19 protein-coding genes and 5 tRNA genes are annotated in these 24,832 nt (G+C 52.4%); 5 read left to right on the plus strand and 19 right to left on the minus strand.

From position 1 onward, the window contains the following. Positions 1 to 216 precede the first annotated feature (216 nt). Positions 217 to 1,644: a TonB-dependent receptor gene (locus tag FUA23_RS07825; protein ID WP_147930178.1), complete on the plus strand. Its 1,428-nt coding sequence runs from the start codon at positions 217 to 219 to the stop codon at positions 1,642 to 1,644. A gap of 115 nt (positions 1,645 to 1,759) precedes the next feature. Next, positions 1,760 to 2,335 carry a CvpA family protein gene (locus FUA23_RS07830; protein ID WP_147930179.1) on the plus strand — a complete coding sequence of 192 codons (576 nt, stop codon included), beginning with the start codon at positions 1,760 to 1,762 and terminating at the stop codon, positions 2,333 to 2,335. 308 nt (positions 2,336 to 2,643) lie between these two features. Here the strand turns inward: FUA23_RS07830 and FUA23_RS07835 are convergent, their stop codons facing one another. The 17 genes from FUA23_RS07835 to FUA23_RS07915 form a co-directional block, all read right to left on the minus strand. Next, positions 2,644 to 2,922 (minus strand): transposase, encoded by a 279-nt coding sequence (locus FUA23_RS07835; protein ID WP_147930180.1) that lies wholly within the window; start codon positions 2,920 to 2,922, stop codon positions 2,644 to 2,646. 288 nt (positions 2,923 to 3,210) lie between these two features. Beyond that, positions 3,211 to 7,587: a DNA-directed RNA polymerase subunit beta' gene (gene rpoC / locus FUA23_RS07840; protein WP_147930181.1), complete on the minus strand. Its 4,377-nt coding sequence runs from the start codon at positions 7,585 to 7,587 to the stop codon at positions 3,211 to 3,213. 219 nt (positions 7,588 to 7,806) lie between these two features. Then, complete coding sequence (gene rpoB / locus FUA23_RS07845; protein ID WP_147930182.1) at positions 7,807 to 11,631, minus strand: DNA-directed RNA polymerase subunit beta; 3,825 nt, start codon at positions 11,629 to 11,631, stop codon at positions 7,807 to 7,809. Between the two features lie 339 nt (positions 11,632 to 11,970). Continuing rightward, entirely contained in the window at positions 11,971 to 12,348 is a 378-nt protein-coding gene (rplL, locus tag FUA23_RS07850; RefSeq protein WP_147930183.1) for a 50S ribosomal protein L7/L12, read from the minus strand. Positions 12,349 to 12,501: 153 nt separating this feature from the next. Next, the gene (rplJ, locus tag FUA23_RS07855) at positions 12,502 to 13,032 is read right to left on the minus strand and encodes a 50S ribosomal protein L10 (RefSeq protein WP_147930184.1); all 531 of its coding nucleotides are present in this window, start codon (positions 13,030 to 13,032) and stop codon (positions 12,502 to 12,504) included. A gap of 23 nt (positions 13,033 to 13,055) precedes the next feature. Then, a complete protein-coding gene (gene rplA, locus FUA23_RS07860; RefSeq protein ID WP_147930185.1) occupies positions 13,056 to 13,748 on the minus strand; it encodes a 50S ribosomal protein L1 in 693 nt (230 codons plus the stop codon). A 195-nt stretch (positions 13,749 to 13,943) separates the two neighbouring features. Continuing rightward, positions 13,944 to 14,390 carry a 50S ribosomal protein L11 gene (rplK, locus tag FUA23_RS07865; RefSeq protein ID WP_147930186.1) on the minus strand — a complete coding sequence of 149 codons (447 nt, stop codon included), beginning with the start codon at positions 14,388 to 14,390 and terminating at the stop codon, positions 13,944 to 13,946. Positions 14,391 to 14,533: 143 nt separating this feature from the next. Beyond that, positions 14,534 to 15,079: a transcription termination/antitermination protein NusG gene (gene nusG / locus FUA23_RS07870; RefSeq protein WP_147930187.1), complete on the minus strand. Its 546-nt coding sequence runs from the start codon at positions 15,077 to 15,079 to the stop codon at positions 14,534 to 14,536. A 13-nt stretch (positions 15,080 to 15,092) separates the two neighbouring features. After that, a complete protein-coding gene (gene secE, locus FUA23_RS07875; protein WP_147930188.1) occupies positions 15,093 to 15,284 on the minus strand; it encodes a preprotein translocase subunit SecE in 192 nt (63 codons plus the stop codon). A 55-nt stretch (positions 15,285 to 15,339) separates the two neighbouring features. Beyond that, positions 15,340 to 15,412: transfer RNA gene (locus FUA23_RS07880), tRNA-Trp, on the minus strand. 250 nt (positions 15,413 to 15,662) lie between these two features. After that, a complete protein-coding gene (gene tuf / locus FUA23_RS07885; protein ID WP_147930189.1) occupies positions 15,663 to 16,856 on the minus strand; it encodes an elongation factor Tu in 1,194 nt (397 codons plus the stop codon). A 189-nt stretch (positions 16,857 to 17,045) separates the two neighbouring features. Further along, a tRNA-Thr gene (locus FUA23_RS07890) sits at positions 17,046 to 17,117 on the minus strand. A 51-nt stretch (positions 17,118 to 17,168) separates the two neighbouring features. After that, positions 17,169 to 17,244 (minus strand) — tRNA-Gly (locus tag FUA23_RS07895). A gap of 78 nt (positions 17,245 to 17,322) precedes the next feature. Beyond that, positions 17,323 to 17,404 (minus strand) — tRNA-Tyr (locus FUA23_RS07900). A gap of 56 nt (positions 17,405 to 17,460) precedes the next feature. Next, positions 17,461 to 17,534, minus strand: a tRNA-Thr gene (locus FUA23_RS07905). Between the two features lie 242 nt (positions 17,535 to 17,776). After that, positions 17,777 to 18,685 (minus strand): tyrosine-type recombinase/integrase, encoded by a 909-nt coding sequence (locus FUA23_RS07910; RefSeq protein WP_147930190.1) that lies wholly within the window; start codon positions 18,683 to 18,685, stop codon positions 17,777 to 17,779. Positions 18,686 to 18,923: 238 nt separating this feature from the next. Then, positions 18,924 to 20,033, minus strand: coding sequence for a tetratricopeptide repeat protein (locus FUA23_RS07915; RefSeq protein WP_147930191.1), 1,110 nt, complete (start codon positions 20,031 to 20,033; stop codon positions 18,924 to 18,926). Positions 20,034 to 20,064: 31 nt separating this feature from the next. Here FUA23_RS07915 and ftcD point away from each other — a divergent pair, with 31 nt between their 5' ends. Further along, on the plus strand, positions 20,065 to 21,051 hold the full coding sequence (ftcD, locus tag FUA23_RS07920) for a glutamate formimidoyltransferase (protein ID WP_147930192.1): 987 nt from the start codon (positions 20,065 to 20,067) through the stop codon (positions 21,049 to 21,051). Between the two features lie 142 nt (positions 21,052 to 21,193). On the opposite strand, the gene FUA23_RS07925 is transcribed toward ftcD, so the two are convergent. Continuing rightward, the gene (locus FUA23_RS07925; protein ID WP_147930193.1) at positions 21,194 to 22,480 is read right to left on the minus strand and encodes a metal-dependent hydrolase family protein; all 1,287 of its coding nucleotides are present in this window, start codon (positions 22,478 to 22,480) and stop codon (positions 21,194 to 21,196) included. 91 nt (positions 22,481 to 22,571) lie between these two features. On the opposite strand from FUA23_RS07925, the gene FUA23_RS07930 reads away from it, so the two are divergent. Continuing rightward, complete coding sequence (locus tag FUA23_RS07930; RefSeq protein ID WP_147930194.1) at positions 22,572 to 22,931, plus strand: hypothetical protein; 360 nt, start codon at positions 22,572 to 22,574, stop codon at positions 22,929 to 22,931. A 435-nt stretch (positions 22,932 to 23,366) separates the two neighbouring features. Beyond that, positions 23,367 to 23,729 (plus strand): MmcQ/YjbR family DNA-binding protein, encoded by a 363-nt coding sequence (locus FUA23_RS07935; protein WP_147930195.1) that lies wholly within the window; start codon positions 23,367 to 23,369, stop codon positions 23,727 to 23,729. Between the two features lie 17 nt (positions 23,730 to 23,746). Here FUA23_RS07935 and FUA23_RS07940 read toward each other — a convergent pair whose 3' ends face one another. Beyond that, the gene (locus FUA23_RS07940) at positions 23,747 to 24,811 is read right to left on the minus strand and encodes an isoaspartyl peptidase/L-asparaginase family protein (protein WP_147930196.1); all 1,065 of its coding nucleotides are present in this window, start codon (positions 24,809 to 24,811) and stop codon (positions 23,747 to 23,749) included. Between the last annotated feature and the right edge of the window lie 21 nt (positions 24,812 to 24,832).

Consider the following 24,832-nt stretch of genomic DNA (forward strand, 5'->3'; position numbering starts at 1 on the left):
ACCACTGTTATTCACACCATCGTTTTCGTGTGTATCACGAGATGCACGGATCCCCCTCTCCCCCGGCCCCTCTCCTCGGGAGAGGGGAGACGTGACAAGCGGCAAGTTCGTGATAGTAGTGCATCTCGTGATACACCATCGTTTTCTCCTGCTGCGGGCTCTGCTCCATATTCCTTACCTTGCACCCTGCGTTCGCGTCAATAAATGTTTTGCCCCATGCCACAAAGACAGTTACTGGAAACCGACCAAAAGGCCCTTGAGATCAACCTCAACCCCAAGATATACGGCACCTTCGCCGAAATCGGGGCCGGCCAGGAAGTTGCCCGCTACTTTTTCCAGGTAGGTGCCGCTGCGGGCACCATTGCCAAAACAATGAGCGCCTACGACAAGGTGTACTCCGACCAGATTTACGGCGTAGAGCCCAGTGGACGCTACGTCTGCGAAAGCCGGATTCATAAAATGGTGGACCACGAATACGAACTGATGGTTGATCGCCTCCGGCACGACCGGCCCGACACCAACTTCTTCGTTTTTGCTGACACAATCGCCGCCATCAATTACAGCCGAACCATCCCCGGCAACGGCTGGATGGGGCTTCGCTTTCAACTCGAACCTGAATCCGGCAGCTCAAACGACCTATTGCTCCACGTCAGGATGCTCGACAACGACAACCAGCTGCAGCAACAAGCTATCGGCATCCTCGGCGTCAACATGATTTACGGCGCCTTCAATTATCATGACGACCCCGAAACGCTCGTCCTAAGCTTACTCGACGGCCTGAAGGGCCGGGTTGCTATCGATATGATCGTATTGGAAGGCGCAAACTTCCCCGACCTCGACAACCGACTGCTGAGCCTGTGGCTCGTTAAGCATGGTCTTACGGAAGTTACGATGTTCGATCCCCGTGGCCGCTCTATTCACCCTTCAGAGTTCCTGTACCGCAAGTCGGTCATGATCGTACGCGGCAGCTTCCGCCCGATTACCCTGGTAAACGAAGACATGCTTCGTGCCGGCTACCAGCAGTTCCGGGAATCAAGCGGACTGGAACCATCCAAGTCTTTTCTCCTCACCGAGCTCACCCTGGACAACCTCCTGTCATCCGCCGAGCTCAACGAGCGCGACTTCCTTCACCGTGCAACCCTCCTCAATGAATTGGGCCAGACGGTGATCATCTCGAACTACCACAAATACGGGGATCTCATCGAATACCTGAGCCTGTACAAAGTGAGCCCCGTCGGAATCGTTCTGGGCGTCAACGATCTGCTGGAACTCATCTCCTCTAAGTACCGCGATAATCAGGACGGTCGTCTGCTTGCCGCCTTCGGTGAGATTTTCATGCGCAACGTCAATCTCTACGTCTATCCCGCCCAGCAGGAAGGGGCTGAAGAACTCGTAACGGCCCAAAACGTCCCTATCCCGGAAGGCGTAAAGTTCCTCTACAAGCACCTACTTGATAGTGGTCAGATTGTAGACATCAACAACTTCCAACCTGAAAACCTTCATATTTACTCCCGCAATGTACTCAGTATGATCAAGGCCGGCGAAGAGGGTTGGGAAAAAATGGTGCCCGATAAGGTTGCCAAACTGATCAAGGCCGAGAACCTGTTTGAATACCCCAGCGAAAAACTCGCCTTCGAGTACTAACGAATTGAGTGCCAGCGCCAGAGCTTTGCCCCTCCTCCCTGCCTCCTCGTCCTGAAATGAACAGCATTCGTCGATGTTATAAAAAGGACACCATGAAATGTAGTAACTTTGCTGCATGGCAATAGATATCATCTGCCTGATCTTTTTGGCCTACGGCTTCTGGATCGGCTACAGCAAAGGCATCATTTCTACCGTTCTGTCCCTTACCAGCTACATCTTCGGTGTGCTGGCGGCAATGAAATTTGGTCCCATCATGGGCGACCTTGTTTTCGGGTGGGCACCAGTACTCACTTCCGTAGGTGCTTTCGTTATTGGTGTTGTTGCCGTCTTCGTTATGACGCTCGTCCTTTTCCGCATCGTTGCGAAAGGTCTGACCAGTTTCCTGGAAAATATCAACATCAATTTCATCAATCAGATTCTGGGTGGTGTCCTCTCCGGGCTGTTCTTCACCTTCATCTTTTCCGGCCTGGTTTTCTTTGGCGACCAAAGCCGTATCATCACCGACGAAGTCCGGGCCAGCAGTATTACCTACAAACCTCTGACTCAAATCAGACTCGCCGTCTGGGAACGTGGCAAAGACCTCTACCCTATCTTCCGCGACTTCTACGATAAGTCTGTTGACGCTATGGATCGCCTCCGCGACAACGTCGACAAAGGAGAGAGCGATTCTATTTTTGATCTGGAAGAGTAAAAAAAAGGACTAAAGGAAAAAACGAGTAAAGGGCGCGTGCTCTTTACTCCTTTTTTTGTCCCCCTCTTTTCCTTCTCCGGCGCGGCCGCAGGTGTATTGCAGGTTCTACGAAACCAGACGTCGGGTACCATATCTGCGTTTGTGAAAGTGAAAAGCCGCGATCAATTTACGGGTTATTTCGCCTTGTGATGACGTGACCGAAACGCGTTCGAAACGGTCATAATAACTCCTCCTGCTGACCCGCATCAACTCACAAAGTAAGGAGATCGAGTAAGCATTTCCGTGCATCTCAATAAACTGGTAGCGGTCTAATCGAGACGGCTGAAAGTGCTCAATGCTTTTTTTAAAATCTCATTTTCTTCTTTCAACCGCTTCATCTCCTTGCGAAGCTGTAGAGTCTCTGTAGAAGGCCCCGTGGATCCTCCTTTAGGCCGCTTCTTCCAGCGGTGGAGTAGACTTTGACCTACACCCAGGGAGGCGGCTAGTTCCGAAACGGAACGACCTTGTTCTATCTGACGGATTGCCTCCGCTTTGAAGGCCCCGTCGTACTTTCGGTACTTCTTCTTTGTATTCGCTTCTTGTTTCATTAGACTGAAAATTACAAAAAATTTCTGTCCGGTATTTCAGGACCATCTCATTCGTAGGTGACCGCGGGTAATGCAACAGCTTTACTCTGAATTAGAATTCGTAGCCTCTATGTTTCTCAATAGCGAAACAACGGTAAACGTTCGAAAATATCGCCCTATCCCCGATCGCGCCAGAGGCGCTCAACCCCAAAAAACGCCCCACCAACCAAAGTCAGCGGGGCGTTTCCTATAGCCTATATAACTTCCCCTTTGGGGGTTGGGGCTCTCCCCCTTCGGGGGCCGGGGGGCCTACTCAACCTCACCAGAGGTCTCAGCACTCAGTGCTGAAGCTTCTTCGGCAGCACGTGCAGCAGCCTCTTCTTCAGCGAAAGCGGCCTGACGGGCCTCCCACTGATCCTGAGCCTCCTGTGTAGTAACGAACAGGCGATCGTACTTACGCATACCCGTACCAGCCGGAATACGCTTACCTACGATTACGTTCTCTTTCAGGCCCTCCAGGTAATCCTGCTTGGCAGCGATGGCGGCCGTAGACAGTACCTTAGTTGTTTCCTGGAAGGATGCAGCAGAAATCCAGCTCGGCGTACCGAGGGAAGACCGCGTGATACCCTGCAGCAGCGGGAAGCTGGTAGCAGCTTGTGCGTCGCGGAAGGTCATGATCTTCATGTCTTCGCGCTTCAGGCGGCTGTTTTCCTCACGTACCTCGCGCATCGTCACGATGCGGCCAGGAGCGAAGGTTTCGCTTTCACCGGCATCGGTGATTACCTTCTTGTCGAAGATCCAGTCGTTCTGCTTGAAGAACTCGTAACGCTCAACGGCTTCGCCTTCGAGGAAGGTAGTATCGCCCTGGTCCACAATCTGTACACGGCGCATCATCTGGCGGACGATGGACTCGATGTGCTTGTTGTTGATCGTGATACCCTGCGAACGGTAAACTTCCTGTACGCCGTTAACCAGGTAGGTTTGTACGGCAAACGGGCCTTTGATGTTAAGGATGTCACGCGGCGCAATCGCTCCGTCGGAGAGCGGCATACCTGCGCGAACGAAATCCTGGTCCTGTACGAGAATGTGCTTACTCAGGTTGATCAGGTACTTACGCTTCTGGCCATCTTTGGCCTCAACGATCAGTTCGCGGTTACCGCGCTTGATCTTCTTAGAGAAAGTTACGATACCGTCGATCTCGGATACAACGGCCGGGTTAGACGGGTTACGCGCTTCGAAAAGCTCGGTTACCCGCGGCAGACCACCGGTAATATCGGCAATCTTACCACCTTTACGCGGCAGCTTCACGATCTGCTGACCAACCTTCACAGCGTCTCCTTCGGAAATACTGATGTAGGCGCCAACCGGAAGGTTGTAGCTACGCAGTTCAGCACCGTCTTTATCGACAACGGTAATCGTAGGAATCTTCTTCCGATCACGCGTTTCGATAACTACCTTCTCTTCGAAGCCGGTCTGGTCGTCACGCTCTGTACGGAAAGTAACTCCTTCGTCAATGTCGGTAAAGCGAGCAACACCCTCGAATTCGGATACGATAACGGCGTTGTAAGGATCCCATTCTACGATTGGGTCACCTTTCTTCACCAACTGGCCTTCCTTCACGAACAGTGTACCACCGTACGGAACGTGCTGGCTGGTGAAAACTTTGCGGGTTTCGGGATCAACGATACGAACCTCACCGGAACGAGACAGTACGATGTTTTTCTTATCGCCCATATCATCTTCCGCTTCAACGGTACGGATGTCTTCGAAGACAATTTCACCATTGAACTTAGAAGCGAGTTCGCTTTCTGCCCGGGTTACGGAGGCCGTACCACCTACGTGGAACGTACGCAGTGTAAGCTGGGTACCAGGCTCACCGATAGACTGGGCAGCAATGATACCTACGGCATCACCAACTTCCGTCATACGGCCAGTAGCCAGGTTCTTACCGTAGCACTTACGGCAAACTCCACGCTCTACCTCACAAGTGAGCACAGAACGGATAGTGACCTCTTCGATGCCTTCCTGCTCGATGTAACGGGCAGTCTTGTCGTCGATGTAACCATCTTCCTTCACGATTACCTCATCGGTAACCGGGTGCAGGATGTCTTCGAGCGCAAAACGACCTGCAATCCGGCTCTCCAGGCTTTCAATGACTTTGTCGTTCTCCTTAAGAGCGGAAGTGTCGATACCACGGAGGGTACCACAATCTTCCTTCATTACAACTACGTCCTGAGATACATCAACAAGTCGACGTGTCAGGTAACCGGCATCGGCCGTTTTCAAGGCCGTATCGGCAAGTCCCTTACGGGCACCGTGCGTAGAGATAAAGTATTCGAGTACGGAGAGTCCGTCGACGAAGTTCGAAAGGATCGGGTTCTCGATTACGGCGGGGCCGGCATCGTTACTCTTCTTCGGCTTGGCCATCAGACCACGAAGACCACAAAGCTGCTTAATCTGCTGCGTGGAACCACGGGCACCGGAGTGGAGCATCATGTACACAGAGTTAAAACCTTGCTTGTGCTCAGCCAACTCTTGCATAAGAGTAGTCGTGATCTGGTTGTCAGCGTACGTCCACTTATCGATGATCTGGTTGTACCGCTCATTGTTCGTGATCAGACCCATGTTGTAGTTGTCCATCACATCATCAACATCGGCACGCGCCTGAACGAGTACGTCTTCCTTAACGGATGGCGTGATCAGGTCACCGAGGTTGAAGGACAGACCACCTTTGAAGGCCCAGAGGAAACCCATATCCTTAATCTTATCAAGGAAAATCGCCGTAACGGCGAAACTGGTGCGATCGATGATATCACCGATCACCTTCTTCAGGTTCTTCTTGGTCAGCAGAACATTCTGGAATGGTACCTGCGTTGGCATTGCGCTGTTGAAGATTACGCGACCGGTAGTGGTCTCGGTAAGCTTAACTTTCAGGGAAGCATTACCTTCTTCGTCGAATACTTCAACGGGAACGCGAACGCTGATCTTGGCGTGGAGGTCGAGTTTGCCCTCATTGTAGGCAATCATTACTTCCTCCGGGCTGTAGAAGCGCTTTCCTTCACCAGGAACGGGGCGCTCTTCAGTGCCGGTACGCTCTTTGGTGATGTAGTAAAGACCCAGTACCATATCCTGCGAAGGAAGGGTTACCGGAGTACCGTTCTGAGGGTTCAGCATGTTGTGGCTGGACAGCATCAGAACCTGAGCTTCCAGAATCGCAGCCTGACTCAGGGGAACGTGAACGGCCATCTGGTCACCATCGAAGTCGGCGTTGAACGCCGAACAAACGAGTGGGTGCAGCTGGATCGCTTTTCCTTCGATCAGCTTCGGCTGGAAGCTTTGGATAGAAAGTCGGTGAAGCGTTGGTGCACGGTTGAGCATTACCGGGTGTCCCTTCAGGATATTCTCCAGGATTTCCCAGATTACAGGCTCTTTGCGGTCAACAAGTTTCTTAGCAGATTTTACCGTTTTCACGATACCACGCTCAATGAGCTTACGGATCACAAACGGCTTGAAGAGCTCGGCGGCCATCCCCTTAGGAATACCACATTCGTGCAGCTTCAGAGTTGGGCCTACAACGATCACCGAACGACCAGAGTAGTCAACACGCTTACCAAGAAGGTTCTGACGGAAACGTCCCTGCTTACCCTTCAGGATATCAGAAAGCGATTTCAGTGCACGACCACCTTCAGCCTTTACGGCGTTGGATTTACGGCTGTTATCGAAGAGACTGTCTACAGCCTCCTGAAGCATCCGCTTCTCGTTACGAAGGATTACCTCCGGAGCTTTGATCTCCAACAAGCGCTTGAGGCGGTTGTTACGGATGATCACCCGGCGGTACAGGTCGTTGAGGTCAGAAGAAGCGAAGCGGCCACCGTCCAGTGGTACCAGCGGACGCAGTTCCGGAGGAACAACGGGCAGGTACTGAATGATGGTCCATTCCGGCTTGTTCACGATGTGCTTCTGAGCATCGCGGAAAGCTTCCACAACGCGCAGGCGCTTGAGTGCTTCGCTCTTACGCTGCTGGCTCGTTTCAGTATTCGCCTGGTGGCGCAACTGATCGGACAGCGAATCGAGCTGAAGACCTTCGAGCAGATCACGAATAGCTTCGGCACCCATTTTGGCGACGAACTTATCCGGATGACCGTCTTCCAGTTGCTGGTTCTCGGGTGGCAATGTCTCGAGCAGGTCGAGGTACTGCTCCTCCGTGATGAGGGCTTTGTGGAAGATCTCGTCGCTTTCCCGGATACCCGGATTGATCACGACGTAGCGCTCGTAGTAAATGATGCTTTCCAGGTTCTTCGAAGAAAAACCGAGCAGGTAAGCAATCTTGTTAGGCAGGCTCTTGAAGAACCAGATGTGGACAACGGGAACCACGAGGCGGATATGCCCCATACGCTCACGCCGTACCTTCTTCTCGGTCACTTCGACGCCACAGCGGTCACAAACAATCCCCTTGTAGCGGATACGCTTGTACTTACCACAGTAACATTCGTAGTCTTTGACCGGGCCGAAAATGCGCTCACAGAACAGGCCATCACGCTCCGGCTTGTAGGAGCGGTAGTTGATGGTCTCAGGCTTCAACACTTCACCGTAGCTGCGCTCCAGGATCTCGTCCGGAGAGCTCAGGCTGATGGTGATGGCGTCAAAGTCCTGCTTCTGGATGCTGTTAGTCTTTTTGAATGCCATATTTCGTTTTATAAGGAGGCCTTTTGGGGCGGGGCCGCAGGTGCAAAGTCGGTTGAGGAGTTTTGTCCTGACTTCAAATTCCGTCGGGGAAAACCCTTTCACCGGACCCGGCACCTGCGTTCGCGCCAAAAAAAGCTGTCTTTAAATTAATCCGCTCTTTCCATCGAAAGGGCGATTTTCTCCCCTCTCCTGTGGCGAGGGGCCGGGGTTGAGGTTCCCCTAGTCGAACTTAACGTCAAGCGCCAGGCCGCGAAGCTCGTGCACAAGTACGTTGAACGATTCCGGAATATTCGGCTCCGGAAGGTTGTCACCCTTGACGATGGCCTCGTAAGCCTTGGCCCGTCCCTGAATGTCATCCGACTTGATGGTGAGTAGCTCCTGCAGGATGTTGGAAGCACCGAAGGCCTCAAGGGCCCATACCTCCATCTCCCCGAAACGCTGACCACCGAACTGAGCCTTACCACCCAGCGGTTGCTGAGTAATGAGGGAGTAGGGGCCGATGGAACGGGCGTGCATCTTATCATCAACCATGTGGCTGAGCTTGAGCATGTAGATCACACCTACTGTCGCGAGCTGGTGGAAACGGTCTCCCGTTTCACCATCGTAGAGGTAAGTCTGGCCAAGGCTCGGAAGCTTCGCCTGCTGGATGTATTCTTCGATCTCAGCCTGGCTTGCACCGTCGAAGATCGGCGTACCGAACTTCATACCGAGTTTCTCACCGGCCCAACCAAGAACCGTCTCGAAAATCTGGCCAAGGTTCATACGCGATGGTACACCAAGCGGGTTCAGGATGATATCGACAGGAGTTCCGTCTTCAAGGAAAGGCATATCCTCATCACGAACGATGCGGGATACAATTCCTTTGTTACCGTGACGACCGGCAAGCTTGTCTCCTACCTTCAGCTTACGCTTCTTGGCGAGGTACACTTTTGCCAGTTTCAGTACGCCAGCCGGAAGTTCATCACCAACACTGATGTTGAAGCTTTCGCGCTTGTAACGACCAACTTCCTCGTTTACCTTGATGCTGAAGTTGTGCAGCAGGCGGGCAATGAGTCCGTTAAGGTCGTCGCTGGTGGTCCAGCCACTGTAATCGATGCTCGTGTAGTCGAGGTCACGCAGCAGAGACTGGGTGAACTTTTCGCCTTTAGGCACTACAGACTCGCCGTAGATGGTGTTGACACCCTGGCTCGCGCGACCGCGTACCAATTTGTCAAGTTTGTCTACCAACAGCGTCTTGAGCTTGTTGAGGTTGATTTTGTGCTCATCCTCCAGTTTCTGAAGTTTGATCTTCTCAGCATCTTTCTGGGCCTGATCTTTCTTCGTTTTCGAGAAAAGATCTTTACCGATAACGACACCTTTCAGCGATGGGCTGGCCTTCATGGAAGCATCCTTTACATCACCGGCTTTGTCTCCAAAGATGGCGCGGAGGAGTTTTTCTTCCGGTGTAGGATCAGATTCACCTTTTGGTGTGATCTTACCGATCAGGATATCACCCTCCTTAACCCAGGCACCAACGCGGATAATACCGTTCTCGTCGAGGTCCTTCGTCGCTTCTTCAGAAACGTTGGGGATATCATTGGTCAGTTCTTCTTCTCCCAGTTTCGTATCGCGCACGTCCATTTCGAAGTGCTCGATGTGGAGAGAGGTGAACACGTCTTCGCGTACTACCCGTTCGCTCAATACGATGGCATCCTCGAAGTTGTACCCTTTCCAGGGCATGAAGGCAACCTTCATGTTTTGGCCAAGAGCAAGCTCTCCCTTTTCTGTGGCGTAACCGTCACAAAGAATCTGGCCTTTTTTCACCTTCTGGCCGCGCTTAACGATCGGCTTGAGGTTCACACAAGTACCCTGGTTAGTACGCAGGAACTTGATAAGGGTATAAGTGACGAGATCATCCTCAAAAGAGACCAGACGGTCTTCCTCAGAACGCTCGTACCGGACGATGATTTCGTTGGCATCAACGTATTCGATGACACCGTCGCCTTCAGCGTTTACAAGCATGCGGCTGTCGCGCGCAACCTTACCTTCAAGGCCGGTACCAACAATCGGGCTGGACGGGCGAAGAAGAGGTACGGCCTGACGCTGCATGTTCGATCCCATGAGGGCACGGTTCGCATCATCGTTCTCCAGGAACGGGATCATAGACGCAGAAACACCTACAATCTGGTTAGGAGCAACGTCCATGAACTCGAGGTCTTCCGGAGCAAGAACTGGGAAGTCACCGTGATCACGGGCCTTCACTTCGTTATTGACAAAAGCGCCTTGTTCGTTCAACTCGGAGTTGGCTTGGGCAATCTTTTTGAAATCTTCTCCTTCTGCGGAGAGGTAAATCGGATCACCGTCCATTACTACTTTACTGTCTTCGACAGCACGGTAAGGAGTCTCAAGGAAGCCCATTTTGTTCACTTTTGCGTGAACACAAAGGGTGGAGATCAGACCAATGTTCGGCCCCTCCGGGGTTTCAATCGTACACAGGCGGCCGTAGTGGCTGTAGTGAACGTCACGAACCTCGAAGCCGGCACGCTCACGACTCAGACCACCAGGTCCGAGTGCCGAGATACGACGCTTGTGCGTGATCTCAGAGAGTGGGTTTGTCTGATCCAGGAACTGGCTCAACTGGCTGGTACCGAAGAAAGAGTTGATTACGCTGGAGAGTGTCCGGGCGTTGATCAGGTCGATCGGCGTGAATACCTCGTTATCGCGGACGTTCATACGCTCACGGATAGTACGAGCCATCCGGGCCAGACCTACACCGAACTGAGCGTAGAGTTGCTCACCCACCGTACGAACACGGCGGTTACTCAGGTGATCGATATCGTCAATCTCGGCGCGCTGGTTCATCAGAGCAACGAGGTACTTCACGATGGCAATGATGTCCTCCTTAGTAAGTACCAGGATTTCGTCGTCGGTGCCGGCGTTGAGTTTGCGGTTAATCTTGTAGCGCCCTACTTCGCCAAGGTTGTAGCGCTTGTCGGAGAAGAACAGCTTGTCGATGATACCGCGAGCAGTTTCTTCATCGGGTGGATCACTTCCACGAAGCTGGCGGTAGATATACTGAACCGCTTCGATTTCGCTGGAGGACGGATCCTTTTGCAGCGTATTATAGATGATGCTGTAATCCATTCCTACATCTTCCTTCTGAAGGATGATGTTCTCGATGCCGTCGGCTTCCAGAATGAATTCGATGTTGTCCTCTGTGAGTACAGTGTCACGCTCGAGGATGATTTCGTTACGTTCGAGGATCACGAGCTCACCCGTATCTTCGTCTACGAAATCTTCCGTCCAGGCGCGAAGCACACGGGCTGCAAGCTTACGTCCGATTGCAGCAGAGAGGGCTTCCCGGGTGTTCGCAACTTCATCGGCAAGGCCGAAGAGGTCGAGAATCGACTTATCACTGTCGAAGCCAATGGCACGCAGGAGAGTCGTAACTGGGAATTTTTTCTTCCGGTCGATGTATGCATACATCACCGTGTTGATGTCGGTGGCAAATTCCATCCATGCCCCCTTGAACGGGATTACACGAGCGGAGTAAATTGCCGTACCGTTGGGGTGGAAGTTCTGACCGAAGAACACACCAGGAGAGCGGTGCAACTGAGATACGATGACCCGTTCGGCTCCGTTGATAACGAAGGTTCCTTTAGGTGTCATGTACGGGATGTTTCCGAGGAATACATCCTGTTCGATGGTTTGGAAATCCACGTGTTCTTCATCGTTACAGCTCAAACGCAGTTTGGCCTTCAGCGGGACGCTGTAGGTCAGACCACGCTGCATACACTCAGGGATGGTGTAGCGAGGCGGATCGACGAAGTAGTCGAGGAACTCGAGATTAAAAATGCTCCTTGTATCGGAGATGGGGAAGTTTTCCTGGAATACCCGGTACAAACCTTCCAACGCCCGATTTTCGGGGGTTGTTTCCAGCTGGAAAAATTCCTGGAAAGATTTGAGTTGGATTTCTAGTAGATCAGGGGAATGATCAGTCAGCTTAATTTTACCGAAGCTTACCCGTTGTTCTTCAGCATTAAGGATCTGGCCGTTTGACGTCATTAGCAGTTTTCCTTTATATTTGGCCCAGTGTTCATTCGTCCGCGGTGAACGAACCCTGAGGGGATTTTGAGGGGTCCGGGTTCTATTACCCGGGCGGGGATTGGGGATCGCGAATCATTAATACAGTTTTTGATCCCCAAAAGTTTTGCTTTGTCAGCAATTCTTTATACGCAAAAAGCCCAGCAAGACGTATGCCGTCCGCTAAGCCGTGCAAAAAGCGCTCTTTGCGCCTTTTGTAGGTACCAGCTGCCGTTAAAAGCAGCTATGAAAGAAAAAGCAGTGGGGCAACACCGGAGCATTGCCCCCTGCTTAGTCTTTTGTTGGTGAACGTGACCTGAATTACTTCAGCTCAACAGTAGCACCTGCCTCTTCGAGAGCGGCTTTGATGCTATCAGCCTCGTCTTTCGGCACACCGGCCTTAAGTACGGTAGGAGCAGCGTCAACCATTTCCTTAGCCTCTTTGAGACCCAGGCCAAGAAGGTTCTTAACTTCCTTCACCACCTTCAGCTTGCTGCCACCGGCAGATTGCAGTTCGATGTCGAAGTCGGTCTTAGCAGCAGCAGCTTCTTCGCCACCTCCAGCTCCGCCACCGGCAACGGCAACAGCAGCAGCAGCGGGCTCGATGCCGTACTCGTCCTTCATGATGGTTACGAGCTCAGTTACCTCCTTGATGGTCAGGTTAACGAGCGATTCGGCGATTGTTTTTACATCAGCCATAATAGAAAAGTATTTAAAAATGATTTACGAGTAGTATCGCGTATATCAGCTTGGAAGCCAAATTAGTGGGTAGTTAATAGTCAGTAGAAGGTAGTACCTGCAACACATGCGTGGACGGGTACGACCTTCTACCCACTACTTACTATTTGGAGGCTACGCCTCCCGCTCTTCGAGCGTCTTAAGCAGCCCTGCCACCTGAGATCCTCCGCTGTTGAGGGCACCAAGCAGGTTCTGCATTGGGCTCTGGAGAAGGGTGAGTACATCGGCGAGCATTTCTTCGCGGGACTTCAGCTTCGCGAGTGCGTTAAGCTGATCGTCACCGGTGTAAACTGCACTGGCGATATAGGCTGCTTTGAGGATAGGACGCTCACCATCAGCACCGCGGAATTCCTTGATGACTTTGGCGGGAGCGTTTGCTACCTCAGTGAAAAGAAGGGCCGTAGGGCCTTTCAGTGCGTCGAACACTGCCTTGTAGTTACCTTCTTCGGGCAACTGTTCAAGGGCCTTGCGGGCAAGTGTGTTCTTAACGACCTGCATAGAAATTCCTTTTTCAAAGAATTTACCGCGCAGTTCGGTTGTTTTTTCAGCGGAAAGTGTGGAGGCATCAGCGATGTAGAAGAACTCATTGTTCTCGAAACGCTCCTTAAGAGCCTCGATGGCCGCCGCTTTATCTGTCTTAGTCATTTGTAAGTTAGTTTAGGGACGGTTTAAGCAATGGTTTTCGGGTCGACCTTGATGCCGGGGCTCATAGTAGAAGCGACAACAACCGACTTCATGTAAGTGCCTTTGGCGCTGGAAGGCTTCATGCGAACCAGGGTACCAAGAAGTTCGTTGGCGTTGTCCAGCAGCTGCTCGGGAGAGAAACCTACGCGGCCGATGCTGGAGTGAATGATACCAAACTTGTCGACACGGAAAGCGATTTTACCGCCCTTCACGTCGGAGATTGCCTGAGCAACGTCCATGGTTACAGTACCTGTCTTAGGGTTAGGCATGAGACCACGAGGGCCGAGTACACGACCCAGACGACCAACCTTGGCCATTGTTTGGGGCATTGCAACTACGACGTCGAAATCGGTCCAACCTTCAGTTACTTTAGATACCATATCGTCGAGACCGACGAAATCGGCACCGGCGTCGAGAGCTTCCTGCTCCTTGTCCGGGGTTACGAATGCGAGTACACGCTTGGTCTTACCCGTGCCGTGAGGCAGAGTAACGGTACCACGCAGCGCTTGGTCAGCTTTACGGGGGTCGATTCCGAGACGTACGTGTACATCTACAGAAGCGTCGAATTTAGCGGTATTCACCTGCTTAACGAGGGCCATGGCCTCGTTGAGTGCGTACTGCTTTTCGGCGTCGACCTTACCTTCGGCAGCTTTGCGCGCTTTGCTAAGTTTAGCCATAATAAAATGATGTTTGAGGTAAATGACGCACACCATGGTTAGGTGTGCTCCCTGCGAGATAATTTATGTTAGGAGGGCGCTCAACGCTGGTGCAATGTTTGTTGAAAAGCCTGGTTACCGAAATAGGAACATCCCGGTAAGTAGCCCTTAAAAAAACGTTCCTGGCACCTGCGGCCGCGCCTGATCAGTGGTCAGTTACGCGTCGTACGGAGACGTGCCGCCTTCGATGGTAATGCCCATAGAACGTGCGGTACCGGCAACCATCTTCATGCCGCTTTCGACGGTGAAGCAGTTAAGGTCAGCCATTTTGCTCTCAGCAATGGTACGAACCTGGTCCCAGCTCACTTTTGCAACCTTAATACGGTTAGACTCCTTGGAACCACTTTTGATCTTAGCGGCTTCCAGCAGCTGGATCGCTGCGGGTGGTGTCTTGATGACGAAGTCGAACGACTTGTCTTTGTAAACGGAAATGATCACCGGCAGAACTTTGCCCTGCTGATCCTGCGTCTGCGCGTTGAAGCGCTTACAGAATTCCATGATGTTCACACCTTTCGCACCGAGTGCGGGACCGACGGGAGGAGCTGGGTTAGCTCCGCCACCGCGGACCTGAAGTTTGATTTGTACTTCTACTTCCTTAGCCATGATAGCTTATTTATGTCGTACTGACGAATGACAAATACCTGAGTCACTCTCCGACCAGTTAGTTTTAAATTAATTGGGGTAAGTATTCAAAAATGTTTCGCCACGGCCTTTGAGCGGCCCGGAGCGACGGAAACATATTGAGATCATCCTTGCTTTTCAACCTGCATGAAGTTGAGTTCAACTTCAGTACCACGGCCGAAAATCTTAACAATGACTTTGAGCTTTTTCTTTTCTTCGTTCACCTCCTGAATATCGCCGACGAATTCGTTGAAAGGACCGTCGATGATTTTCACCGTTTCTCCTTCGATGAAGGGCTCGATCATCGTGTCACCAGCCTCCAGGCTTTCGTCAACCTTACCGAGCAAGCGGTTGGCTTCAGAATCACGCATCGGGATGGGTTCGCTCTTACCGAGGAAGTGAATCACGTTGGGCAGTCCGGTAATAGAATCAAGGACTTCACCGTTCAGTGCATACGGATCAGCCTCCACCAGAATGTATCCGGGGAGGATGTTACGGTCGGAGATAACCTTCTTGCCACCGCGGATTTTATAAACCTTCTCGGTAGGCACGATGATCTTCATGACGTGGTTTTCCCAGCCATTGATCGCGATCTCTTTCTCGATCCGTTCCTTGATTTTTTTCTCTTTGCCGCTAATTACACGGAGAGAGTACCATTTAGTTACTGCCATTGCTATTTGTCGGTTAACCTAACTTGTAAATGAATTCTACAAGGTTTTTCCAGACAAAATCCATGGCCATGATCGTGAACGCGAAAAGCGCGGACCCGATGAGTACCAGAATGGTGTTGGTCTGCAGGGTAGAGTAGCTTGGCCAGGTCACGTTGTGAACCAGCTCGTTGTAACTTTCCCTCAGGTATAGTCCTATTTTGTTCATTGTTATTCAGTTAATGAGATGATGGAGTCTACGACTCAAAAATCTCAGATCTGTGCACGGGCGGAGAGACTCGAACTCCCAGCCCCTGGTTTTGGAGACCAGTGCTCTACCAATTGAGCTACGCCCGTGTGTGTATTAAAATTTAAAACCTTCGTTCAGGTTTTGGGACCCAGCCCCTGGTTAAATCTTACAATTCGTAACCGCTGCTGTGAGTACTGAAAAGAATGCAATTTGATTTAAGTTGCATCTTGTAAATTCACCTAAGCGGCTGCAAAAGTAAGCATTATCCTAAGAAAGTGAAAGTTAAGTACCCAAAAGAGGGTACCTAACTTTCACAAAAGGTTGTAATCGGAAGGTTTTTAAGCCTTTAGATTTTTCTTACTCGAGGATTTCGGTAACCTGACCGGCACCTACGGTACGACCACCTTCGCGGATAGCGAAGCGGAGACCTTTCTCCATTGCGATTTCAGCGAGGAGAGTAACTTCGAGAGTCACGTTGTCACCTGGCATTACCATTTCAACGTTCTCAGGAAGCTTCACGTCACCAGTTACGTCCGTGGTACGGAAGTAGAACTGAGGGCGGTAGCCGTTGAAGAATGGTGTGTGACGACCACCTTCATCTTTAGAGAGAACGTAAACCTCACACTTGAACTTGGTGTGTGGCTTAACGGAACCTGGCTTACAGATAACCATACCACGCTTGATGGCGGTTTTCTCAATACCACGGAGAAGCATACCGGCGTTGTCACCAGCTTCACCACGATCGAGGAGTTTGCGGAACATTTCTACACCAGTGATGGTAGAAGTCAGTTTCTGTCCTGGCTCCTGCATACCGATGATTTCAACAGCATCACCTACGTTTACAACACCACGCTCGATACGGCCCGTAGCTACGGTACCACGACCAGTGATAGAGAACACGTCCTCTACTGGCATCAGGAATGGGAGGTCAACGAGACGCTCTGGCTCAGGGATGTCAGCATCAACTGCTGCCATGAGTTCGAGGATCTGCTTTTCGCCCTCTGCGTCACCTTCGAGGCCCTTAAGAGCGGAACCGATGATGATGCTGGCGTTGTCGCCGTCGTACTCGTAAGAAGAGAGAAGTTCGCGAACTTCCATTTCTACGAGCTCAAGCATTTCTTCGTCATCAACAAGGTCAGCCTTGTTCATGAATACTACGATGTTAGGTACACCTACCTGACGAGCCAGGAGGATGTGCTCACGGGTCTGCGGCATAGGGCCGTCAGTTGCAGCTACTACAAGGATAGCACCGTCCATCTGGGCGGCACCAGTTACCATGTTCTTTACGTAGTCAGCGTGGCCGGGGCAGTCAACGTGTGCGTAGTGACGGTTCTCGGTTTCGTACTCAACGTGAGCAGTGTTAATGGTGATACCACGCTCTTTTTCTTCGGGAGCAGAGTCGATAGAAGAGTAATCTTTTACTTCTCCACCAGAAGTTTTAGCGAGAACAGTGCTGATTGCAGCAGTCAGGGTCGTCTTACCGTGGTCAACGTGACCGATGGTGCCGATGTTAACGTGCGGCTTTGTTCTTTGGAATGTTTCCTTAGCCATTACAGGTAAGTATTTAGGGGATTAAAAAACGAGTTAGGACATGGGTGCGAACCGCACCCCGGCCGCCCCTTCTCCGGTGGATACCCGAAGAGTTTGAATTGTTGGCAATGAAGGTGGGAAAAACAAGAAATGACCATGTTGAGAAACATAGTCATAGCTAAATGCACTCCCAAGTTCATCACGAACTTGAGCCAACGGTGAGATTTGAACTCACGACCCCTTCCTTACCATGGAAGTGCTCTACCCCTGAGCTACGTCGGCAAATGGTGATTTCAAGAAATGGAAAAAGCCACCGTTGTGATTCTTTCTTGTTGGAGCGGAAGACGAGGCTCGAACCCGCGACCCTCAGCTTGGAAGGCTGATGCTCTACCAACTGAGCTACTTCCGCAAATGATGGCTTTAAAACACAAATTTCAGAATTCAGGAAAACCTGATTCTAATCTTTGAATATTTAAAACCTGTCGTGTGGGGGTGGTAGGATTCGAACCTACTCAGCCGAAACATTGGATTTACAGTCCAACCTACCTCTCCAACTGTAGCGCACCCCCGGTGACATGTTTTCAGATTACCACTTTTGGTAACGACTTGGAAATCGTTTAAAGTGAGCCGATAGACGGATTCGAACCGCCGACCAGCTGATTACAAATCAGCTGCTCTACCAGACTGAGCTATATCGGCTTATTACTGGTAATCTGAACCTAATTTTCAATGTTCCTTCAGGTCATTTTCCCAAAGCGATTGCAAAGGTAAGCTCTTTCCTACAATTCACAAAACACTCTAAAGAAATTTCTTAAAAATATTTCTCATCAGCCTAGCCAGGTGAGTAAATACGGGCGTTCCGGCAGGATAACGTGATCAAAATTTCTTAAAGTTGCACTCCCGACCAACTCCCCGCTGCTGCTGACCTGCTGAAATCCGACTCAGGAATCGTCAGGCTCCTTTCCTTCCGGGTGAGCCTGGCGGTAGACCTCCTGTAGCCTCTTAATATTATTATGGGTATAAAGCTGCGTTGCCGCCAGGTTTGCGTGGCCTAATAGTTCCTTTACGGCGTTCAGGTCGGCCCCTTCGCTGAGCAGATGGGTAGCGAAAGTGTGCCGCAGTACGTGCGGACTCTTCTTCTCTTCCGTACTGAAGTCTTTCAGGTATTCAGTGACTTTATTGTAAACATATTTAGGGTACATCCGCTTCCCCCGGTCAGTGAGGAGCAGCGCAGCAACTTCTTCTTCCTGAAATGTACCCGCACGCAGTTCGTTGTAGCACTCCAGGAGTTCGGCCAGCTTAGGGCCGAAGGGTACCAGGCGCTGTTTATCTCCCTTACCCAATACCGAGAGGCGGCGGTGATTCAGGTCTACATCCGTTTGTTTCAGCCCAATGAGTTCCGCACGGCGCATTCCGCACTGATAGAGCAAGGCCAGCAACAGGTGGTCTCTTAGTAGCGGGAAGTGATCGTTAGTAAGCGGATCGGGGAAGGAATCAAAAAGTCGTTTGATGTCTTTCTCCGCTACCGCAACGGGTAAACGACGAGACAACTTGGGAATAGGGATGCGTAAAGTTGGGTTTTCCTGCTGGAGTCCCCTACTCTGCTGGTAATTGTAGAAGGCTTTCAAAGACGACAGCTTTCTACGAATACTGGCTGCGGCAAGGCCAGACGCCATCAGGCTGGCCAGCCAACCTTTCACGTGGTCGCGGGTGACAGCGGAAGTAGTAGCAATCTCGTGCTCCCCGAGGCACCAGGCAGCAAATTGCTTCAGGTCGTTCGCGTAAGCAGCGACCGTATGCTCGCTAAGGCGACGCTGATGGGTCAGATGGGCAAGAAACTGATGGTGCACTGGTTGGTGTTTTGGTTCGTTGGAACGTTGGTATCGTGGTATGAAGTTAAGGCGTTATCGTTTGAGGTTCACCTGACTTTGCCCTTTTACCCTTTCCCTGCACCTGCGGCCGCGCCCTGAAAAAGCAAGTCTTTATCTACGAGAAGTTGATGTAACCGCCGGCTACGAGCAGCCGGTTCACCCCCGCGACCGAAGGTCGCGGCAACCGCTTGCAGCCTGAGGCTGCCGCGCCCAATACTTACTTGCAGCCCAGGCGTGCGTAGCCATCCATGGCGAGTTGGTAATCCGGCGCAAAGCGCAGGGCGACATCATAATCTCTGCAGGCGGCTTCGGGATCGCCAAGTTGCTCGTGCGTATAGCCACGGAAGAAAAAGCCGCGAATATGGACCGGGTCGTTTTTGATCACGAGGTTGAATTCGCTCAGGGCAGGTTGCAGGCTGTCCTGTTCAAGGTACAGCAGGCCAGCGTTGAAATAGCCGGCTACATACTGCCGGTCGGCAAGGCTTGCTGCCCGATAAGTTTTGATAGCCTCACCGATTTGGTCATTGTCCCGCAGGTAATCCGCCTTGGCGTGAAGCGCAATGGGGTCTTCGGGGTCGATGGCCACGGCTGCATCAAAATACTGACCTGCGCGGGGAAGACCTTTGGCAAAAAGAAGTTGTCCGGTTTTGATAAAAGCATCGGTAAAATCCGGATCGATCTCCGTGGCCTCTTTTACCGAATTTATAGCCCGGGCAGTATCGCCGGTTTCCAGAAAGGTCTGGCTCAGCAGATAAAAAACATCCGGATTCCGGGGGTCTATTTTAGAGATTTCGCTTAGAGTGACTAAGGCGTCATCGTACTGTTTCAGGGTTAGTTCTGTTTCGGCCAGGCGGAGCATCGTCTCCACATTATTGGGTTCCAGGCTGGAGGCACGCTCAAGGGTACGTAGAGCCAGACGACTGCGGTAATAGTCGAGATAGACATCGGCCAGATTGTAGTGGTACTCGATATTCGTGCTGTCGATGGACAGCGCCTTTGCCATATCGGCGATCGCCGCATCGTAATTTTTTTTGTCGTACTCCATCGAAGCACGCTGAGCGTACAGGTCCGCATTGGTCGGATCGGCGTTAATGGCTTCGGTAAGGCGGGCTATACCCGGATCCCGGCTGGGAGCCGTAACGACATCTTCGGAAGGCGGAGCTTCTCCATTGCAGGAATAAAGTAAGAGTAACAGTAGAGATATGATGGAGCTTCTGATCATTTGGCGAAGGTGATTAGCTTTGTAGTCCCCGTAGCCTCCCGAAGAAGAAACAGGGCAGTTGTGACAGGCGTGGATGCTGGCTCTGCCCGAAAGGCTGTGAAGCATCCGGATTTTTTAATTACACCACAAAAGTACCATGTCTAACGTCGCTCCGCTTGTTGAATGTATCCTGAATGTGTCAGAAGGTCGGGATGAAGCCGTTTTGGGGGCTTTTGCCGAAGCAATTACGTCTGTTCCCGGCTGTAAATTATTGCATCAGGATACGGGCGCTGGCGCGCACCGGACCGTTTTCACCTTTGCCGGACCGCCGGAGGCGGTCTTTGAAGCGGCCTACCGTATATATAAGGTTGCTGCGGAGCGGATCGACATGCAGTTGCACCAGGGGGAGCATCCGCGGATTGGCGCGGTGGATGTTTGTCCCTTCGTCCCCATTTGTGGTATTGAAATGGCGGATTTGGTGGCGCGGACGCAGGTGCTGGGTGAGCGTTTGGGAGCAGAGTTGGGCATTCCGGTCTTCCTTTACGAAGAGAGTGCCTCGGCTCCGCACCGGAGAAACCTGGCCGCCATCCGCAAAGGTGAATACGAAGGCCTCGCCGCCCGCGCTGATAACCCCGATTGGCAACCCGACTATGGCCCCAAACTAAATCCGAAGTTCGGTGCTACCGTCCTTGGTGCCCGCCCGTTCCTCATCGCCTGGAACATCAACCTGGCACCTGAGGTGCCGGTGGAAGTCGCTAAAGACCTCGCCGCCAAGCTTCGGGGTAGTGGGCGCAAGGGAAAGCCGGGTTTGTTTCCCGGCCTCAAGGCCATCGGCTGGCACATCCCCGAGTTCGGCCGTTGCCAGATCAGTTGTAATGTGGTGGATGCGGAGGCTACGGACTTAGCGAAAGTCTACCTCACCGCAGTCAGCCTCGCGGATGCTCTCGGGGCTAAAGTTACCGGCTCGGAGTTGATTGGCTTGATTCCTGAGCAGTATTTGCGGCGGGCGGGTAAGTCGTTCTGCTTCGGCGGGGATCGGGAGGAGGAATTGGAGGCCGCGGTTTCGGTGCTTGGGTTGAACGACCTTGGGCCTTTTGACTGGCGGGTTAGGGTACTAGATGAAAGGGGCAGGCTAAATTCGTAAATTGATGTTCACGACATTCCAACTCAATGCCTACCAAATAAAAAATATTAATCAATAAGATTTACCTCCTGCGGCGCGTGGTTGGCTGCGCGCTCCGAGAGCGCACAGACCGCTTGCAGCCAGAGGCTGCGGCGACCCGATGCTACTCTTTGACTAACCGACCACCCTTCATTACAAACCCAACATGCTCCAGAAGCGTGATTTTTTCCAGGGGGTTTCCGTTTACCGCAACGATGTCGGCGGTGAATCCGGGTTTGAGTTGTCCGAGGGTTTTCTCCTGGCCGAGGATGAACGCGGCGGTGCTGGTGGCAGAAGTAATCGCATCCATCGGTGCTACGCCACACTCAACGAGGTAACCGAACTCCTTGGCGTTGTCGCCGTGGGGAGAGACGCCGGAGTCGGTTCCGAAGGCAATTTTGACGCCCTTTTTGTACATTTTGGTAAAGATTTCCTTCTGTTGGCTACCAATGCTGATGGCTTTGGGGACGATGATGGGCGGGAAGAAGCCAGGTTCTTTGGCCTTTTCGGCTACGTAGCTGCCGGCACTCAGGGTCGGTACCCAGTAGGTTCCGTGCTTGATCATCAGGTCGGCGGTTTCTTCGTCCATCAGGGTACCGTGCTCGATGGTGGTGATGCCGGCGCGGATGGCGCGTTGCATTCCGCCGATGCCGTGGGCGTGGGCAGCGGTGTGCATGCCGTACTCTTTGGCGGCGGCTACAATTGCTTCCAACTCGGCATCACGAAACTGGGCGCCCTGTCCATCTTTGGCAACGGAGAGAACACCGCCGGTGGCGGTGATTTTGATGCAGTCGGCGCCGTTTTTGTAGCGTGTACGAACGGCTTTCCAGGCTTCGTCGGCAGAGTTGATGACGCCGGCGTCGGGGCCGGCATCAAAAGAGAGTTCCTTGCTGCGGCCGTTGGAGGGATCGGCGTGCCCCCCGGTGGTGGCGATGGCTTTCTCGGCGGTAAAAATGCGTGGTCCTTCGACGTAGCCGGCGTTGATCGCGTTGCGCAGTGAGATGTTGACGCCGGAACCGCCGAGGTCGCGGACGGTCGTGAAGCCGGCCATCAGGGTTTTCTGCATGTAGGTGGTGGCGCGGAGCGCCACATCGGCGGGGTTCATGGTGAACTTCTCGCTGTAGGCCTTCGGATTCAGTTCGGACTCTACGTGAACATGAAGATCGATAAACCCGGGCATTACGGTACTACCCTTTAGATCAACCGTTTTTGCGCCTGCGGCCGCGCCCACGAAGCCATCCTGGATGGAAGATATTTTGTTGTCGATCACCACAATCGTCTTGTCGGTTAACACACCGCCGGTTCCGTCGATGATGCGGCCGCAATGGAGATACGTTGTGGTCTGTGCCCCGATCATGGCGGGTATGAACCAGAGCAAAAGAACAAAAAGTAAGGTATTATTCAGCTTCATCCCGAAAAGATAGCCACAGAATATGGATGTACCTACATTAAATAGTATGTTTGAGTGGAAAAGCTTCTTCCATTCATCAAAACACATCGTTATGAAAAAGAAAACCATCGGACTGATTCTTCTCGGCCTTGCCGCTTTTGCTCTTGCTGGCAGTGGGGCAGGTAAACTCTTTGCGGAGCCCGAACCCAGCATGTCTGAACGTATGATCAGTATGCTTCCCATCATGGCCATCATCGAATTCCTGATTGTGGCTGCTATGGTGATCCCGAAGACCCGTAAACTGGGTATCATCCTTGCCGCCAGTTATTTTGGCGGCGTCATTGCTTTTCAGTGGCTCATCGAAGGGCAGGCGTTTCCTGTTGTTGGGGTCATTCTGAACACTTTGCTTTACGCAGGAGCAGCGCTGCTTTACCCGTCGCTGACGGATGGGACTTCGGGCGTGACGGACTGATTTCCAACGACAGGCGAGGCGTGAGCCGCCGCCCCGAACCATCGAAAACGAGGGAGGAGGGTCAGGGCTAACGCATAGGCTAGTTAAGCCGTGTTAAACCCCCACCCCAACCCCAACCCACGGGGGAGGGGCTAGTGAAAACGCTACGCGTTTTGGGATGCAAGCTCTTAGGCGGTGACTATGATCTCGAGCTAAAAGCTTAAAATCGAATCCTATGCGTCAGCCCTGGAGGAGGGTGCAAACAATCCAAACCATCGAAAACGAGGGGTTAAGGGCAATCCTGACACAACGAAAACGAGGGGTTGCGTGTCGACCTGAAGGTCGCACGCTACACCCCTCGCTACGAGAAACGGCCCTCCGGGCCTCGGCTAACGGTCTTCGGCATGGTGCCGGGGACCGTTTTATCTTTACCCGTAAACCATAAAGCTCAAGCCTATGCACCTCGATGAATTGCGCGAATACTGCCTCGCCAAACCAGCTACCGAAGAAACGCTTCCTTTTGGGCCCGACACCCTGGTTTTCAAGGTAGCCAATAAGATGTTCGCTCTTACTGGTCTCGATGAGACGGACCTCCGCGTAAACCTGAAGTGCGACCCTGACTACGCGGTAGACCTGCGCGAGCGGCACGAGGAAATCAAACCGGGCTGGCATATGAATAAGAAACACTGGAATACCGTATACATCGAAGATGGAGACCTCCGCGATGACCTGATACGGGAGTTAATTGACCACAGCTACGGATTGGTCGTAAAAAGCCTGACGAAGAAAGTTCGGGCAGAATACGGACTGGACGTTTAGAACCCTTTACTGGTTACCTACTCCTCATAAAAGAGGATTTCCCGCTCTCCCCCGGCTTTCAGGTAGCCACGGTACATTCCAGGGGTATTGAATGGCATCGCGACGTTGCCTTTGGCATCGAGTGCGATGAGTCCGCCGGTTCCACCTTTTTCGACGAGGGTTTTATTGATAACCGCATCGGCGGCATCCTGAACGGAAGCATCGCCGTAGGCCATGCGGGCGTGGACGTCGTACGCAACTGCATACCGGATAAAGAATTCACCCCAGCCGGTACAACTCACACCGCAGGTCGCATTGTCGGCGTAAGTACCGGCGCCGATGATGGGGCTGTCGCCAAGGCGGTTGTAACGCTTGTTCGTCATCCCTCCGGTAGAAGTTCCGGCGGCGATGTTACCGGATTTATCGAGGGCAACGCAGCCTACGGTACCGTATTTGCGGTCGATCTCCTCGATGACGCGACTGCCCTCCATATTCTCCTGTTCCACCCGTTCCCCTTCGAGGGCACGTTGCAGGCCCGTCCAGCGGAACTCGGTGAAGAAATATTTGGGATCAACGGTCTCAAGGCCTTGAAGGACAGAGAACTCCTCGGCACCCTTGCCGGAGAGCAAAACGTGTTCCGATTTTTCGAGTACGGCACGGGCGGCGCTGATGGGGTGTTTCAGGTTCGTAACTCCGCCGACGGCGCCGGCGTTCTGGTCGTGGCCGGTCATGAAGCTCGCGTCCATTTCGTTGATGCCAGCGTTGGTGAATACCGCTCCTTTGCCTGCGTTGAAGTACGGGCTGTCTTCCATCACCCAGATGGTGGCTTCTACGGCATCGGCGGCGGAGCCGCCGGCTTTCAGCACTTCTTCTCCTGCATTGAGGGCAGCGTTCATCGCGGCACGGATGCCGGATTCTTTCTCGGGCGTCATGTTTTCCTTCAGGATGGTTCCGGCTCCGCCGTGGATGACCATCGCGTATTCAGGGGCTTCTTTGTTTTCAGGAGCGGAAGCTTTAGCAGAGGAAGAGTCCATGGTGGCATTATCGTTGGTCCCGCAGGCATAAAGTGCGAGAGCAAGGCAGAGAAGAAGTATGTTTTTCATGGGGACTAAGGTACAATACCG

Origin of the sequence: Neolewinella aurantiaca, from assembly GCF_008014675.1 — a bacterium.
In the GTDB taxonomy this organism is placed as follows: Bacteria; Bacteroidota; Bacteroidia; order Chitinophagales; family Saprospiraceae; genus Neolewinella; species Neolewinella aurantiaca.